17 protein-coding genes, 1 tRNA gene and 1 other RNA gene are annotated in these 15,031 nt (G+C 41.1%); 4 read left to right on the top strand and 15 right to left on the bottom strand.

Annotated elements, in window-relative coordinates:
* The first annotated feature begins 98 nt into the window (after nucleotides 1-98).
* Nucleotides 99-1,529, top strand: a complete 1,431-nt coding sequence (locus F7B60_04875) for a cytosine permease (protein ID MCE4614841.1) — start codon at nucleotides 99-101, stop codon at nucleotides 1,527-1,529.
* 95 nt (nucleotides 1,530-1,624) lie between these two features.
* The gene (arcC, locus tag F7B60_04870) at nucleotides 1,625-2,563 is read left to right on the top strand and encodes a carbamate kinase (protein ID MCE4614840.1); all 939 of its coding nucleotides are present in this window, start codon (nucleotides 1,625-1,627) and stop codon (nucleotides 2,561-2,563) included.
* Nucleotides 2,564-2,567: 4 nt separating this feature from the next.
* On the opposite strand, the gene F7B60_04865 is transcribed toward arcC, so the two are convergent.
* The 12 genes from F7B60_04865 to rnpB form a co-directional block, all read right to left on the bottom strand.
* Complete coding sequence (locus F7B60_04865) at nucleotides 2,568-2,996, bottom strand: hypothetical protein (protein MCE4614839.1); 429 nt, start codon at nucleotides 2,994-2,996, stop codon at nucleotides 2,568-2,570.
* Nucleotides 2,944-3,660: a ribose 5-phosphate isomerase A gene (rpiA, locus tag F7B60_04860; protein MCE4614838.1), complete on the bottom strand. Its 717-nt coding sequence runs from the start codon at nucleotides 3,658-3,660 to the stop codon at nucleotides 2,944-2,946. The genes F7B60_04865 and rpiA overlap by 53 nt, the downstream gene beginning before the upstream one ends.
* An 80-nt stretch (nucleotides 3,661-3,740) precedes the next feature.
* Complete coding sequence (locus tag F7B60_04855) at nucleotides 3,741-4,682, bottom strand: pyruvate synthase subunit beta (GenBank protein ID MCE4614837.1); 942 nt, start codon at nucleotides 4,680-4,682, stop codon at nucleotides 3,741-3,743.
* Nucleotides 4,683-4,687: 5 nt separating this feature from the next.
* Complete coding sequence (locus F7B60_04850; protein MCE4614836.1) at nucleotides 4,688-5,932, bottom strand: pyruvate ferredoxin oxidoreductase; 1,245 nt, start codon at nucleotides 5,930-5,932, stop codon at nucleotides 4,688-4,690.
* Nucleotides 5,929-6,210, bottom strand: coding sequence for a 4Fe-4S binding protein (locus tag F7B60_04845; GenBank protein ID MCE4614835.1), 282 nt, complete (start codon nucleotides 6,208-6,210; stop codon nucleotides 5,929-5,931). The genes F7B60_04850 and F7B60_04845 overlap by 4 nt, the downstream gene beginning before the upstream one ends.
* Before the next feature lie 60 nt (nucleotides 6,211-6,270).
* Nucleotides 6,271-6,831, bottom strand: coding sequence for a 2-oxoacid:acceptor oxidoreductase family protein (locus F7B60_04840; protein ID MCE4614834.1), 561 nt, complete (start codon nucleotides 6,829-6,831; stop codon nucleotides 6,271-6,273).
* A 355-nt stretch (nucleotides 6,832-7,186) separates the two neighbouring features.
* The gene (locus F7B60_04835) at nucleotides 7,187-8,569 is read right to left on the bottom strand and encodes a tRNA(Ile)(2)-agmatinylcytidine synthase (GenBank protein MCE4614833.1); all 1,383 of its coding nucleotides are present in this window, start codon (nucleotides 8,567-8,569) and stop codon (nucleotides 7,187-7,189) included.
* A gap of 97 nt (nucleotides 8,570-8,666) precedes the next feature.
* Nucleotides 8,667-8,912, bottom strand: a complete 246-nt coding sequence (locus tag F7B60_04830; protein MCE4614832.1) for an Lrp/AsnC ligand binding domain-containing protein — start codon at nucleotides 8,910-8,912, stop codon at nucleotides 8,667-8,669.
* 149 nt (nucleotides 8,913-9,061) lie between these two features.
* Entirely contained in the window at nucleotides 9,062-9,358 is a 297-nt protein-coding gene (locus F7B60_04825) for a GYD domain-containing protein (GenBank protein ID MCE4614831.1), read from the bottom strand.
* Nucleotides 9,359-9,506: 148 nt separating this feature from the next.
* Nucleotides 9,507-9,583, bottom strand: a tRNA-Ala gene (locus tag F7B60_04820).
* Nucleotides 9,584-9,844: 261 nt separating this feature from the next.
* Nucleotides 9,845-10,420: a hypothetical protein gene (locus F7B60_04815; protein ID MCE4614830.1), complete on the bottom strand. Its 576-nt coding sequence runs from the start codon at nucleotides 10,418-10,420 to the stop codon at nucleotides 9,845-9,847.
* Nucleotides 10,421-10,756: 336 nt separating this feature from the next.
* Nucleotides 10,757-11,075, bottom strand: an RNA gene (gene rnpB, locus F7B60_04810) — RNase P RNA component.
* Nucleotides 11,076-11,148: 73 nt separating this feature from the next.
* On the opposite strand from rnpB, the gene F7B60_04805 reads away from it, so the two are divergent.
* Complete coding sequence (locus F7B60_04805; protein ID MCE4614829.1) at nucleotides 11,149-11,697, top strand: HD family hydrolase; 549 nt, start codon at nucleotides 11,149-11,151, stop codon at nucleotides 11,695-11,697.
* Between the two features lie 6 nt (nucleotides 11,698-11,703).
* Here the strand turns inward: F7B60_04805 and F7B60_04800 are convergent, their stop codons facing one another.
* Entirely contained in the window at nucleotides 11,704-12,429 is a 726-nt protein-coding gene (locus F7B60_04800; protein MCE4614828.1) for a class I SAM-dependent methyltransferase, read from the bottom strand.
* Between the two features lie 67 nt (nucleotides 12,430-12,496).
* Between F7B60_04800 and F7B60_04795 the strand changes: the two genes are divergently transcribed.
* Nucleotides 12,497-13,261, top strand: coding sequence for a hypothetical protein (locus F7B60_04795; protein MCE4614827.1), 765 nt, complete (start codon nucleotides 12,497-12,499; stop codon nucleotides 13,259-13,261).
* Nucleotides 13,262-13,263: 2 nt separating this feature from the next.
* On the opposite strand, the gene apgM is transcribed toward F7B60_04795, so the two are convergent.
* Both apgM and F7B60_04785 read right to left on the bottom strand, forming a co-directional pair.
* On the bottom strand, nucleotides 13,264-14,535 hold the full coding sequence (gene apgM / locus F7B60_04790) for a 2,3-bisphosphoglycerate-independent phosphoglycerate mutase (GenBank protein ID MCE4614826.1): 1,272 nt from the start codon (nucleotides 14,533-14,535) through the stop codon (nucleotides 13,264-13,266).
* 18 nt (nucleotides 14,536-14,553) lie between these two features.
* On the bottom strand, nucleotides 14,554-14,949 hold the full coding sequence (locus F7B60_04785) for a hypothetical protein (protein MCE4614825.1): 396 nt from the start codon (nucleotides 14,947-14,949) through the stop codon (nucleotides 14,554-14,556).
* Nucleotides 14,950-15,031: the final 82 nt, after the last annotated feature.

The raw sequence follows: 15,031 nt of genomic DNA, 5'->3' as shown, positions 1-15,031 counted from the left end.
ATGTATAAATATATGTGATTATAAAAGATGTTTGCATGTATAAACCAATAAACAAAAAATTTAAATAATGTACCTATCACCATCTTGCGAAGGGTATTATGGAGTCCTGTTCGAATTGGGCGGGAGAGGAACACCCTGAGCTCAAACCTATTCCTGATAACGAAAGGGTGTATGGAACCCTGACTTTCTGGTTCATGATGTTCTCAATGAATACTTGCCTAGCAATGTTCTTCCTAGGACCAATAGCGGAAGGCCTAAATTTAACACCCATAGAAGCGGCTATAGGTGCTTTTATAGGGAACTTTGCAGCGACAATCGTAATGATTCTAAACGGGTACCCGGGGTGGAAATATGGAATACCTTTTCCAGTACAGTTAAGGCCTTCCTTCGGAAGAAAGGGAATACATTTACCTGTGCTTCTAAGAGGAATAGTAGGTGCAGGCTGGCTCGGAGTGGAGGCATATGGTGGTTCGCTGGCAATAACTATGATAGCACTTTGGGCGTTAGGCGTTGAAAGAACACAAGTTGTTGGTATGGCTTATAAATATGTTATAATAGCACTAGTTGCATATATAGCTCTAGCTGTAATAGTAACCTCAAGAGGGTTAAAGGGAATAGGATATGTTGCAAATTATGGGGGTCCACTTCTACTGCTATACTTCTTATGGCTACTTGTGTTTTTACATGGCAAAAACATCAACGTCATTATCCCTACCGGAGTTGGGGTAGGCAGCACAGCTTTCATGACATATATAGCAGTACAAACTAACTGGTGGGCAACAGTAGCTCTCAACATCTCAGACTTATCCAGAGGACTGAAAAAGAATTCTAAAACCCTTTGGGAAGGCCTTGTAGGAGGGCCTTTAGTCGGCATTGTTGCAGCGCAGGTTTTCGGTACTCTTCTCGGATACTACCTAATATTATACACGCAAACGTTGTATGGAAAAGGAATAGTCACTCCTCAGGATATTGTAATGGTAGCTGCACCTGGAACCATTGCATTGATACTAGGAGAACTATTCGCCTTTCTGGCCCCATTCTCAACAGATGTTACCGCCAACATTCCACCAATAATAGATATCTTGACAGCATCTTTCAAGCTGTCACTTAAGAAGGCAGCTTTAGTAGCAGGCATAATAGGATTCTTAATAGCACCATGGTGGGCTGTAGATAAGGGACAAGATTATGTTAACTATGTTACAAGCTTCTCATCAAACTATGGAGTTATACTAGGGCCTATAGCAGGCATCATGCTTGCGGATTACTACATACTTCAGAGAATGAAGTATAGTGAAAAAGAACTCTACATGAGAACGGGTGAGAAATGGTTAGATAATGTTAACTGGGCAGGTGTAACTTCCCTTATACTAGCAATCCTTACGTCATACATATACAGTTGGATCAGGGGAGAACTGCAAAGCTTGGGGTTCCTAGTATTCCCCAACCCGTTAAGCTGGTATATAGGAGTGTTCTCTGGGCTCGCCTACCAAATGGTTTTGTTCAAATTACTGTACAAACAATCCCACTAGAATAACACTCTTTTTTCCATTTAACTAGAAGCAATGAACACTCTAGGGATTATTAGTCATAGTATCAAACACAGTAATATTGGTGGCGAGATTATTTGAGTAAAACACTGGTTATAGCACTAGGAGGAAATGCTTTCATTAAGAAGGGAGAGCCTAACACGCCGGAATACCAGTGGAGGAACGTTAGAATAGCCGCAAAACAAATAGCAAACCTCTACTCTAATGGCTATAACATTGTTGTAACACATGGAAACGGCCCACAAGTAGGAATCATACTTGAATGGACGGAGGCTATGAGAAATAAACGCCCCCCATTAACGATGGATGTTGCCACAGCGATGACTCAGGGATGGCTCGGCTATATGTTAACACAAACAATAGGCAACGAATTGGTTTCACATGGTTTTAAAAGAAAAATTGTTTCACTGGTTAACCAAGTACTTGTAGACAATAATGATCCTGCTTTTTCTAATCCCACAAAATTCATAGGTTCGTATTATACTGATGAGGAAACTAGAAAATTATCTAAAGAAAAAGGCTGGGTAATGAAGAGAGATCCACGAGGAGGATATAGGCGTGTAGTGTCTAGCCCTATGCCTAGACTCAATATTGAACATACTGTAATACAAACACTTCTGAACAAGGGGTATATAGTGGTTGCAAGTGGTGGAGGGGGAATTCCTGTAGTAGAAGAGAACGGCTTACTAAAAGGTGTTGAAGCTGTAATAGACAAAGATCTAGCATCTATGGTCTTAGCCGTAAGCATAAGAGCCGGCGGGCTAGTGATAGCCACGGATGTAGAGGGGGTATACTTAAACTACGGATCTCCTAATGCAGAGTTACTTAGAAAAACAACCGTTTCTAAGCTAAGAGAATTATATGAGAACGGGGAATTCCCTCCTGGAAGCATGGGTCCTAAAATATTGGCGTGCATCAAGTTCGTTGAGAAAACAGGTAATTGGGCTGTTATAGGATCATTAGAACACCTTGAGGATGCTGTTAACAGGGCCAAAGGCACCTTTATACATAGCTGACTCATTATTCTGCAAGCTCTTCTACACCATAAACTAATCGTCTTAGAGCTTTGGATCTCTTGTTATACAATACTTCGAGGATTACTGTGAAGAGCTCACTAACGCTAAACATTTGGGATAAGTCAACATAATCATTACCAATACTATAAAGAGCTGCAAGATGACTACAATGCTTCTTCTTGCCCTCACCTAGCACCTGAATGAAGAAACCATTACAGGAACAATATGTATCCCTCAATAAAACATAATCCTCGTCCAGGCCTAGATAAACGAAAATATCAGGATCAGCATGTATCTTTGCAAAACGTCTACCCGCCAATGCTTCACCGATCTTAGCTTTGTCTACCTCGTCTAAATCGCTTAGAGACCCTCTCATATCATTAATTGTAATTAACTCCTCTAGACCTTGAGTATCTTCTAACTTCTCCTCCACCTTTATCCCAACCCACAACAACATAGTCAGTATAACCTAGAAATAAGCCGGTTTCTACTATACCTGGAATATAAAGAAGCTTCTCCTCGACATCATATGGATCTTCCATTGGGCCTGTATAAACATCAATTATTACTCCGCCGAAATCACTTATTACAGGTCCATCCTTCCCGCCTTTCCTATACTCGTAACAGTAACCCATCCTACTCAACAATAATTCAACCGTACCAAGCATCCAACAATTAACCTCCAGTGGAACAGGCTTACTAGACCCCAGCTTAGTTACCAGTTTTGATTCATCGACAACAAACACATTTACCTTGGATTTATATGCAAGCATCTTCTCTCCGTACAGAGCTGCACCCCTCCCTTTCACCATATTACCGAAGGGATCAATCTCATCTGCTCCATCAAAATATATATCTATCATAGTAACAGAAGATGGATGAATTATACGAACACCTTTAGATGACAACTTCATAGTAGTATCAATACTGCTTGGAACAATAGTCTTGCCCTCAAGTAAACCCTCATTGATAAACACATTTATAATTTGAGAAATAGTTGATCCTGTCCCTATTCCTATGACATTTGCATTTAGTATTGCGTCCTTAAACTCTTCAGCAACTAATTTTGCAGCCGCAACCTTGCCTTTATCTCCCAAGGAAAACACCATGATATTCCCAGTCTACCAAACACTAGTAATGGAATCGATCATAAAAAGAAGGATCCCTATAGATACTTTTACCTGCCTTCTTTTACAAACTGTTTCATTTCATCACTAGGGTGTGGCGCTTTTTCAAGAAGATCAAGCCAAGCCCAAAGCCTGTCAATATATGCTTCCAAAACTTTGATGTCATCCTCCTTTAGATGCCTAAACCTGCCTTGAAGCTTCAGGTACTCTTTTAGAGGAGTTCTTTTCTGCTTGTTCCTATACATTCTACTGAAACTGCTTATCTTTAATGAACCATTATAGTACTCGAACAGCGGCCATAACCCTGTTTTAACGGCTAATTGCGCTATATCCGGTGTTAAAGCTGGATCAAACCTCCACCCTACGGGGCATGGAGCATGTAAATGCACGTATTTGAATCCCTTAACACTCGCAGCCCTCCGCAATTTCTCTATAAAGTCTTGGGGATATCCAACACTGGCTGTTGCAACATATGGTGCGTCATGTGCTATCATTATGAAAGGAACATTCTTCTTGTGTTCCTTTTTACCAGTCCATGTAGTAGTTGTCCACGCTCCGTAGGGTGTTGCTCCACTTCTCTGTATGCCAGTATTCATATAAGCCTCATTGTCAACACAAATATAGATAATGTTATCTCCACGCTCTGCTGCTCCACTCATAGCCTGTAAACCTATATCAGCTGTCCCACCATCCCCTGCCCATACTACTACCTGTACATCATCCCTGCCTAGCATTTCAAATCCCGCTTTCATACCAGAAGCAGCTGCAGCTGCAGCTGCAAACACTATATTTAGTATCGGGAAGTTTATTCCGGACTTAGGTGATATGCCTTGTATAACACTACTGCAACCTGCAGGTATCACCAATACCGCCTTATCACCGAGGGCCATCTTCACGTATCTTAAACCCATACTTTCAGGACACCCGGGGCAAGCAGCGTTGCCCGGCATGTTAAAATGTATCCGAGGAAAATCACGCAGTTTAACCGGCATGTCATTCACCTCCTATAATGAGCTAGCTCGTAACCTGGGAGCCTAGGCTTATACTTCTCCCTGTAAACACTAGGAATATACCAGTACAATGGATCATAGAACCGCCCCTTCTCTTCTACTTCTTCAATGAAATTCTTAGTGAGATCATAGAACTCTTCAGATCCCATATCCACTCCTCCTAGACCAGCTATAACTCCTCTAATAGCTGGTAAGTTAGCTAATGCAGGTAGATTTGTTACAGACTCTGTAAACAAATGTCCTTTTCCGCCGAAGCTAATGCTCCTATCTACGAACAATACTCCCTTAGATTTGGATAACAGATCCCGTATTTCCTCATCAGGCCAAGGCCGGAAATATCTAACTCTCATAACCCCTACACTATAGCCCCCGTCCCTTAATCTAAGCACCGCCTCCTTAGCATCTCCGGACCACGAGCCTGATATCACAATATTATAGTCTGCATTCTCACAATGGAAACATTCTACCAACCCACCATAGCTTCTACTGAAAAAATCACCGAACTCTTTGTCAATCTCCCTTATCACCTTCTTAGCCTCCACCATAGCTGCTTGAATAGAGTATCTCATCATATAGTAATCCTCATCTGTAGCTAGGTTCCCCATGACAACTCCAGACTCTGGCGTTATGACATAAGGTTGCCTCCTTTCCGGCAACCATTCATCTATCTTATCCTGATCTGGGATATCTACCGGTGCTACTGTGTGTGATAGAATGAACCCATCAAGACCCACTATCATTGGTAGATACACCCTAGGATCCTCGGAAATTTTGAAGGCCTGTAATGTAAGGTCGAAAACCTCTTGATTGTCCTCAGCTATACTTACAATCCACCCGGCATCTCTCTGATCCCATATGTCATTATGGTCTACATGTATATTCCAAGGCGGCCCTATAGCTCTAGTTACCACGGACATAACTACTGGGATTCTCGCTCCCGCAGTCCACCATACAACTTCATGCATAAGAAGCAGTCCATGGCTTGATGTTGCCGTGAAGCTTCGGGATCCCGTTGTAGCGGCTCCTAATGTAGCGGCAAGAGCTGAATGTTCACTTTCCACTCTAATCATCTTAGCATCAAGTTCTCCATGCTCAATTATATCTGCTAAAGTCTCGACGATAGTTGTCTGAGGAGTTATCGGGTAGGCTGCTACAACCTTCACTCTAGCAGCCTTAGCGGCGTATGCAACTGCTTTATTTCCTGTTATAGTCTTAACAACCAATATTGTCACCTCTCAGGTACCATTTCTATAGCATCTACGGGACAGACTTTAGAGCATATACCGCATCCCTTGCAGTAATCATATACTATGTATACCATGTCGTCTTCTCTCCGTAGAATTGCATCTTCAGGGCAGTAAAGCCAGCATAAAAGACATTTCACGCACTTCTCCTCATTTATCACAGGTTTTTCATTACGCCATGTACCCGTCTCTCCAACAGCGCCTGGAGCAGGCTTGGATAAAGGTGCGATAAATAGAGTTTGAGGCTCTTCTATCTTATAACTCAAAACTAACCCCCTCACATCTAAATCAATTATCGTATCATAAAAAGAGGATAAAACCACTACTCATATACATTTAATAGTACGCTCAAATGCCCTTCTAGCAGCTTCAGCGTTAAGCTCACCGGGCTTTCCAGGCCAATAAGATTCGATTTCACTTAAAATGCTATACAGAGAAACTACAGATGTAGCTTTTACCAATGCTCCCAACATACTTGTATTGACCACCGGCCATCCTGCCACAATTAACTTCAGTTCCTTTGCAATCCCCATAGCATCTACGCAGTACAAAGATTGAGATCCTTTAACTTCTGCTTTGAAATCTATAGGGGCGTTCGCTACTATGATACCATTATTATTTACAGTACTGACTATATCTGCGAGACTAAAAAGTTCACTGTCGAGAACCACTGATATATCCGCTTTAGTTACTTGACTATGCCTCAATATAGGTTGATCGCTTATCCTAGCATAAGCCCTCACAGGAGCACCACGCCTTTCCGCTCCAAAATGAGGAAACGACTGTGACCATTTGCCTTCTCTAACAGCTGCCCCAGCAAGGATATTTGCAGCAGTTACACCGCCCTGTCCTCCTCTACCATGAAACACTATCTCAACATACAAAATTAAACCGCCTGTTAGAATATTGTTATCAAGTAATTTATGAAGCTTATCTCCCAACAAAGAATGATTATTTAGTGGGATCCATTAGAAACAGAGGGGCCTGGCATAGAATAACAGTATTACTATGATTGTGCCAATATACTGATATGAATTAAAGAGGATCTAGCCTGGCACCCATTACCTTCATATGGAATATAAATATGAATAGATAAGTATGTGAATCATTGGCTTACACACATTATTATTGAATACTTAATGTTAATATGATCATTATACAAAAACAAACATAATACATCCTCTATAAAATAAGATAGGCTAAAGCAATTCCATTAGAAATACAGGGGGCTCCGAGTCCTATTTACAAGTGGGATCCATTAGAAACAGAGGGGTGATTAACTGGGGAGTTAACGAGTTTTTTGCAGAAACCGCTAATAATCTCAACTGGGAATTTTCTGAGAGTAGGAACATTCAGCCAGTTAGGTGAAACTAGATGAGCCATATGTATAGGTGTATAACGGCCTGGTAAAACGCTTCTGGGAATGTAGATTTTTATTTTAACAGCTTTTCTATCGTAATATCCGCACTTAGGGCATGCATAACCTTTGTTGGATCCTTTTGATTTCATTCTGGCTCCGCATTTGGGACATCTGGGTGTAATTTCTATAGTTTTTACAGCTAGTTTCTCGATGTATAGGACTTCTACGGTAATGGTTGGATAATTACTTGTTGATCTCTGTTTTACAGATCCTGTAACTGTTACATGGTCACCTGGATATAGCATTGCTGCTAGTTTGTTGAGGGGATATGATTCTCTATAGAATGCTAGGTTTACAGGTGTATTATTACAGGTCGCTTCTATAACTATATGTCCTCCAGGTATTTTCTTCGGATGATCTGTGATTTTGCAATCGTATTTACCGCTTCTATAATATCTTGGCTTACTTATGTTTTTTTCATGTATAGAGGTTGCCTGGTTTGTCCGGTATACACACCACCCGTGGATAGGCTCATTTCTCTTTATTTTTTCTAGTGCTAGGACAAGTTTCTCAGGATCCGTTCCTCTTACACCGAAATAAGTAGGGTCAGGGCCGTGTGGCGTTATTATTTGAGTCTTTTTTGTAGGATCGATATTAGAGAATGTTAACTCCCCGGTTAACACGTCATATTCGAGCACATTACGATACCCAATAACTCTCTTCTTCCCCCAAAACTCCGGATCTCTATAGGCTAACAACTCAAAAGTATAAGGATCACCTGGACCTAAAGCTGCTAGACCTGCTAGGGCTCCTATTACACCTCTTCCTTTGTTATATAAGATTCCATGGTTCTCCATGAAGTTCCTAGCATCATCTAATAAAACAACATCAGTGAGGGTTCTAAAATAAAAATCTCTAATATCACCAGTCCACGGGTATCCTTCGTAGACAACTATTCCAGGGCTGCTATTTCTATGCCTGCAATTACCCTGGTAAAAGTCTACAAAACTGGATGCTAGTTCCATGAGGTCATTGATTGATGAATCGCAGGATCCATCAATTCGAAGGACTACCGAAGCATTACCACGGGTTTTCCATGGTATACCGGGGTTTAATCTAACTAGGTTAGGATAATCGAGTAGCTTGCATTTCTTATACTCTATAATATATGCTGCTAGAAGTGCTCCTAGATGAGTTGTACAGCCTCCACCAGGAGTATCTATGTCATCTAGACCTATATTCAAAAAAGATACCTTATCAGGCAATCATAAATCCCCGTATTGCTACTATAAAATTACTAAAAGTCGGATATGTTGTTAGAAGAGAGATCCTTTTATCTTTTGAGGAAAAAGACTTATGAGATTAGCCTTTCTTGTATCCCTCAACAACCATCATTGTAAGTGTACTTCTAATAGCTGGCATTCTCCTAATCTTGTCAGCTATTATTTCCTTTAGTTTAGTCATATCTGGAGCTTCGACCTTCGCTATCAGGTCGTAGACTCCATAAACCATATAGACTTCATCTACCTCTGGGATCTCCTTTAGTTTGTTGAAGGCATTCTCTTCCTCTCCTATTTCTACATTTATAAGTACAATCGCGGATGCCACAATTATTCACCTCACAAATAGTTGAATTCTGTGGAAGGGGTCAATTAGATATATGTAACCCGTGGAATATAAGGTTAATTCCAGGGATCGTTACAGGAACATATTGTTAAAGATATAAAAAATATATGGATTACAAAGAACAACTTCTGTTACACTTTTTTCCTCGATATAGCCTCTATATACTCATCTACAGGGATTATCCTCAAAGTAGCTGTTCTTATGGTACCCCGCATATTTAAATTCGTCAGGGCTGATAGGAGGGTTTTCTCGTCAGGAGACTCTACTATGTTAAGGAAATCCCATTCGCCCAGCATAACATATTGCTGGATAACTTTGACACCCATGTTCTCAAGCTCTTTATTTACCTCTTTCACTCTCACAGGTTTCTGGAAAACTGTCTCTGCTCCTTTATCTGTTAGCTTTGAAAAGACTACAAAAGTAGGCATTTTTATCATCTTATTAATAGTATCGAGTTTAAAGCTTATATTTTTCAAGGTTAAAGTCTTGATTAACCGTCACGTTAACCGTTATTTGCTGGAATAATAAGATGTTCATACCTGAGAACAAATATGGAATTTGAGAAGCACTAGAGTTTGGTGGACCGGCCGGGATTTGAACCCGGGGCCTCCCGGATGCCAACCGGGCGCTCTTCCAAGCTGAGCTACCGGCCCACTCTTCCATTTTCTTCTATCTGAAAGGCTGGAAGGCTTTAAAGATTTACAGCATTTTCTATCAAGTCTAAAGCCTCTCGATTTAGATTCACCAGTTGAAATGTTTTGTTTAGGTATAACCATTAGAATCTTGTTATTCAAAAGGTACTTGAATTTAGCTAATATTAAAATGTACTTAAATATCGATCACCATTTGAATTACCTAATAAGCTGGTAAGCTCGTATATAGGCATGTTTTCGGATTTTGTTAAAAAAAGAATGTTATTTTAAGGGTATGACATTCTTTCTGTATGTGTTATTAATGATAATAGCAGCAGTCAGATACCAGTTATATAATGATTGAGCGAGAGAAATTATGCCTGCTGTGAATATAACTATAGTGTTCCCATAAGCAGCAGCAGCGAGGAACGCGAATGTTATAGCAAGCCAGTAGAGGTTAGCAGATATCATTTTTCCTAAAGGCTTAAGGACAACTGCGGAAACCAAGGCCATAAATATCCAAAAGAGCCAAAACATCAAGAAAGTTGTTGGAGACGGCTGTGATAGAATTGGTATGGCATATGTGAAAAGATATACGAAACCTGCTATAAAACCGAAAAGACTCCAAACAAGTATCACAAACCCTGTAGACCCCATATTGTTTCTCAACTCTATTATTGATGCTAGGAAATATCCAAGGCCTATCAAACAGAGCAGTGTGAATATCAGGATACCAAGTGAGTCAGTGAAGGGTACAAGGCCGGTGTATGTAAACCCAGTTATGAAGAGTGCGAATGCGAATCCAGTGTTACCTATTGCAGAAACTGACGCCCAATTCACATTTTCTCCTGTGCTCAAAATTCTACACCTGATATTTTTATGGATATTAAGATTTTATTTATAATCATTGAAGATTAAACTTTATACGTTTTCATACACCCTTTCAGCATCCAAGCTAGGATATCATAATATTGTTTTACACTGTATTTGGCATACGTCACCAATCTCTAATATCGTTATAGGGCTATTACATATTAGCGTTATCAAAAGTTCACTAAAAATCCCTTGATAAACCTGTAGCGAGCCTCCCGGATGCCAACCGGGCGCTCTTCCAAGCTGAGCTACCGGCCTACCACCTCGTCTATATGTAGTTGTCGCCTCTTTAGCTGGGATAGTCTATGTTTTCCCTGGGGGGAGTCCGGGCTATAACTCACCTTCTGTACTGCGGCGGCATTCGACTCTGCGGTCTCCCCAGCCTTTCACGGTTATTCATTAGCTGGGAGCCTTGCTCCGTGGGGGACTGCCCGTTTCATCGCTTCCCCCAGGGTGCTCTGCAGGTTACTACAGGCCTGTTGCCAAGCCCGCCTCTCTGCTTCACAGGCATCTCCTGGGGGGCGTGCCGTTTCTGTGGCATTGCCACAGGTCTCCCCGTACCCCTCGCGGGGTCCCATTACCGTGGGGAGGGTGAAGTTTCCTCAGGCCTTTAGAGCCCGTAGGCCGCCAGCCCGGTCTCCCCCTATATTCTTGTATTTTTAACCCTATATTTTTAGGGCGTCCTAGACTAGAGTTCTTTTTGGTGTGTTATTATGGATATTGTAGAGATTGCTGGTTCGTTGAAGTGGTTAGCAAGAACCGGGTGGATGCAAAGAGGGGTTCCTTCTGCTATAGCTGAAAACGTTTCTCAGCACTCGTTTGAAACTGCTGTTATTGCCTTAGATTTAGCTTACAGGTTAAATGATTATGGAATAACTGTTGACCCATTGAAGGCTAGCGTATTAGCGTTGATCCATGATCTTGCTGAATCTGTTGTGGGAGACATCCCTAAGTGGAGTAGTTCTAGGATGAGTGGTTTGAAGGAGGAGTTGGAGGCTAGTGCGGTTGAAGGGGCAAACCTGCATGCAAGTATCAAGGAATTATTTGAGGAGTATAATAACGAGAGTTCACTGGAAGCAAGTATTGCAAAGGTCTCTGACTATGTCTCAACGTGTATTCAAGCGAGGAGGTATTTCTCTATAGGCTACGGTGTTAATACTATATATTCTAGTATGAAGGATGCAGCCGAGATGAAGGCATCTTCTTGCTGCCCCCAAATTTATGACTACATTAAATATGTATGCAACAATAGCAAAAGATAATTCCATCTAATATTTATTGGAGGCTTCAAGAATCATTACACCGAACATTCTGGTTTCGATATGGACTTTTCTGAAATGCTTTCTAAACAATTTCACATATTCTTCTCCGCTTAAGTGTTTCCTATAAGTCTTGTATAGGTTGGTGTATAAGCTAGGTTTTGCACATCCGGCAAGTATTGAAAGAATAGGAAAGCCAACTCTTAGATAGAGTTCTATGAGTTTAGCCTTAGTACGGGATTCAGGTTTATAGAAGTCTAGTATAACGACTTTTCCCTTAGGTTTCAATACTCTAGCTATTTCACCTACAGCCCGCTCTAGATCATAGGCGTCTCTTAAAGCGAAGCTTGATACAACAGCATCTACACTATTATCTTTCAACGGCATCTCTTCGAACACGCCTTGTATAGGCTCGTATTTAACGCGGGAATAATCAGATAGAGTTCTTAATTCTTCCTCTATCATCCTCTCTAAAGGATCCAAAGTGAATACTATTACTGCGCCTTGTTTGAGAGCCTCAGCTGTTATGTACCCAGGGCCGGCTCCTGCATCAAGTACAGTTTTCCTTTTTACTTCAGCTTTTCCAACAGCTATACGTCTAAGTCTCGATATCTGCCCTAGACTAGTTACCTTATTCACTTTCTCATAGCATTCGACTAGCTTCTCTAAATCCTCCTTAACGGTCTCCCATAACTCTCCTAAGCCTTTCTCCGTCACTGCCCAGCCAACCTTCAAAGAACCATTCTCATATAATACGGCATTAATAACAGATATACTATAATTCTCTTTAGAGGGGAGTTTATTGAAGGAACAGGGAGTAACTGTAACGACGGGAAGTATAGTGTTAAGCGTTGCTTGGGCAATTATAGATAAGATGGAAAAAGACGCTATGGAATCTGGCAGAGATCCGTCCTTCTACATATTCTATAGTCCGGAACTCTATAATTTCCTAGAAGGATTCGGTCGCTTGCCTCCTGATAACTTCATAGTATACATATCCCCTTTTCCAGGGCGAGGAGGTGAGGAGAAAGTGGAAATAAACGAGAAAACTTCGATTATCTTCCGGAGATTAGAAGGTGATGGTAGAAGTTACAGGGAATTAATGGAAGCTGTATACAAGATACCGTTTCTCTACGACTCCTCTTTGCTAAGGAAATACTCTTTGAACACCAATCAAACCGGTGTAGAATATGTATTGCTATATCTATCCGACTCCAGATTGGTTTACCTTGAGGGAGAACGGTTCCACGTTTCCATTCCATCTATACAATCATCTATAACATCACTACATACTCACCCGGAGCATTCTTGTATGCTTTCTCACGCAGATGTAGAAAGCGCGCTTGACTCTCTGGTTAATGGAGCCGTTATGGCTGGTGCGGTAACGTCTAAATGTGCTGTTGTTTTACGGAGAAAGAACTTGGTTACAGAGGAAGATTTCATAGAACTAAAGAAACTAGCTAGCTTCCTTAGGAGGAAAAAACTAGATTACAGGCTTGTCCAGACTAGAGTTTATGAACTGAATAGGAAATTGGAGTCTGTTATTCTAGACTTTCTTTACTATTAGTGTTACAGCAACTCTAAAGCTGTTGGAATTATATTATAGCCGCCCTCCAATATTCCTATGGATCCTTTACTGCATTCTATTTCGTCGAGTTTCCGAAGGCCATCTCCAGTTTTGCCTGGAACTAATATGCTTAGCGGGACGGGATCATCACTGTGTGCCTTAAGATACCATGGAGTAGAATGGTCTGACGTTATAATCACACTCACATTTCTTTCAAGCAGGTAATCCTTCACCTCTGCGAAGAAGTACTGATCGATCATTTCAACTGCCTTCTTTTTAGCATAGAAATCTCCGTCATGCCCAGGTTCGTCAGGACCTTTTAAATGAACGTAGATAGCATCATATTCTTCTAAATTGCTAGTAAGAAGCTCAGCTTCTTCTTTAAGTAGATCTTTCTTATTTTTGCCCTCGACTTCGACTGGAATAACCCCTATACTAGCCGCCCTGGCAATACCCCTTTCAACAGGCATTTCCACGATTGCCCCCCATTTTAAACGGGTTAACTCGCCTATAGGAGGCATCGGCGGGACCTGGTCTCCAGCGTCCCTGGAAAGTATAGCATTAGCAGGAAGTAGTCCTCGTGATACACGTGCCTTGTTAACAGGATGATTGTCCAGTAGTTCTATCGCCTTTAGAGTGAATTCATTGACTAGTTTTGCAGCCAAAACTGCTTCGCTAGAATCGTCCATAGGCTCGGCTAATTTGAGTTTAGCCTCAAATTTCTTTAATGCTATAGAAATCAGTCCTTTTCTACCATAAGCTGGGTCTGTATTGGTAATCATCGCACTTAGCTTACTCTTTTTATGGCCTACGATAAGGACTCCTCTATGACCTATGGTTGCTTTAAACCTAGCATAACCTGCTCCATCTACTAGCTTGAGTCCATCTACAGATTTAGCTAACTCGTGAGCTTCTTTGCTAGATAAATTTCTACCCACACGTCGATCTGTTATTTCAAGTGTCCTAGGGTTTATGGTAGCAAAGTTTGCTCTTAGGGCTACCTCATACTTATTCTCCAATGTTAAACCTGCTCCCAGCGCCTCTAAAGGACCTCTACCTGTATAGTATTTATGGGGATCGTAGCCTAGCAGAGACATTGTTGCAGCATCGCTTTCCGGAGCCACTCCCTTCTCTACAGTATATACAATCCCACAATAGGATCGGGAAACAAGATGGTCTATATTGGGTTTATATGCCTCTGATAAAACTCTTCTAGGAGCGTTTATTCCATCAGGTGCACCATCCAAGACTATATAAGCAAGTTTTCTAACCATATCAACCACCTAACTATTCTATTCTAGATTATACCTTTTAACGTATAGTTTTATTTTGTCTGCAATAATACGAGGGATCCATGCAAACCTTGATTCACCAAAAGTTTTATGCAGTTTAAGTTTCCTATATACTGCTCGGAATAGGAGATCTTGTTTCCAGTCGTAGACAATGATCTCCCCAAACACATGGCCTCGCAGGTTTCTCACTAGTTTGACGACAACCAAATACTCATCTCGCGAGAGTTCTTCAACTATGATCTTCTTAGCTTCACCTTTAGTGTAAGTTTTGCATTCTTTACAAGCATCTCCCGAGGTTAGCTCTATGATCTCTCCCTTCTCGTTTACTATGAAAGCCATTTTCCTAGCTGCATGTTTACTAGTCCTAGATTTAGTAAGCTCTATCACCACATCCAATAGAAACACCGGGATTGATTTTATACGATGTAGTTAATAGTCTCTGCCTCTATCAACAATGACATCTTGGTATGAGATCTGA

It is taken from the genome of Candidatus Tiamatella incendiivivens (genome assembly GCA_015522635.1).
Lineage (GTDB): Archaea > Thermoproteota > Thermoprotei_A > Sulfolobales > Acidilobaceae > Tiamatella > Tiamatella incendiivivens.
The sequence above is the reverse complement of the archived record's forward strand: the minus strand, read 5'-3'. Positions and strand labels throughout refer to the sequence as shown.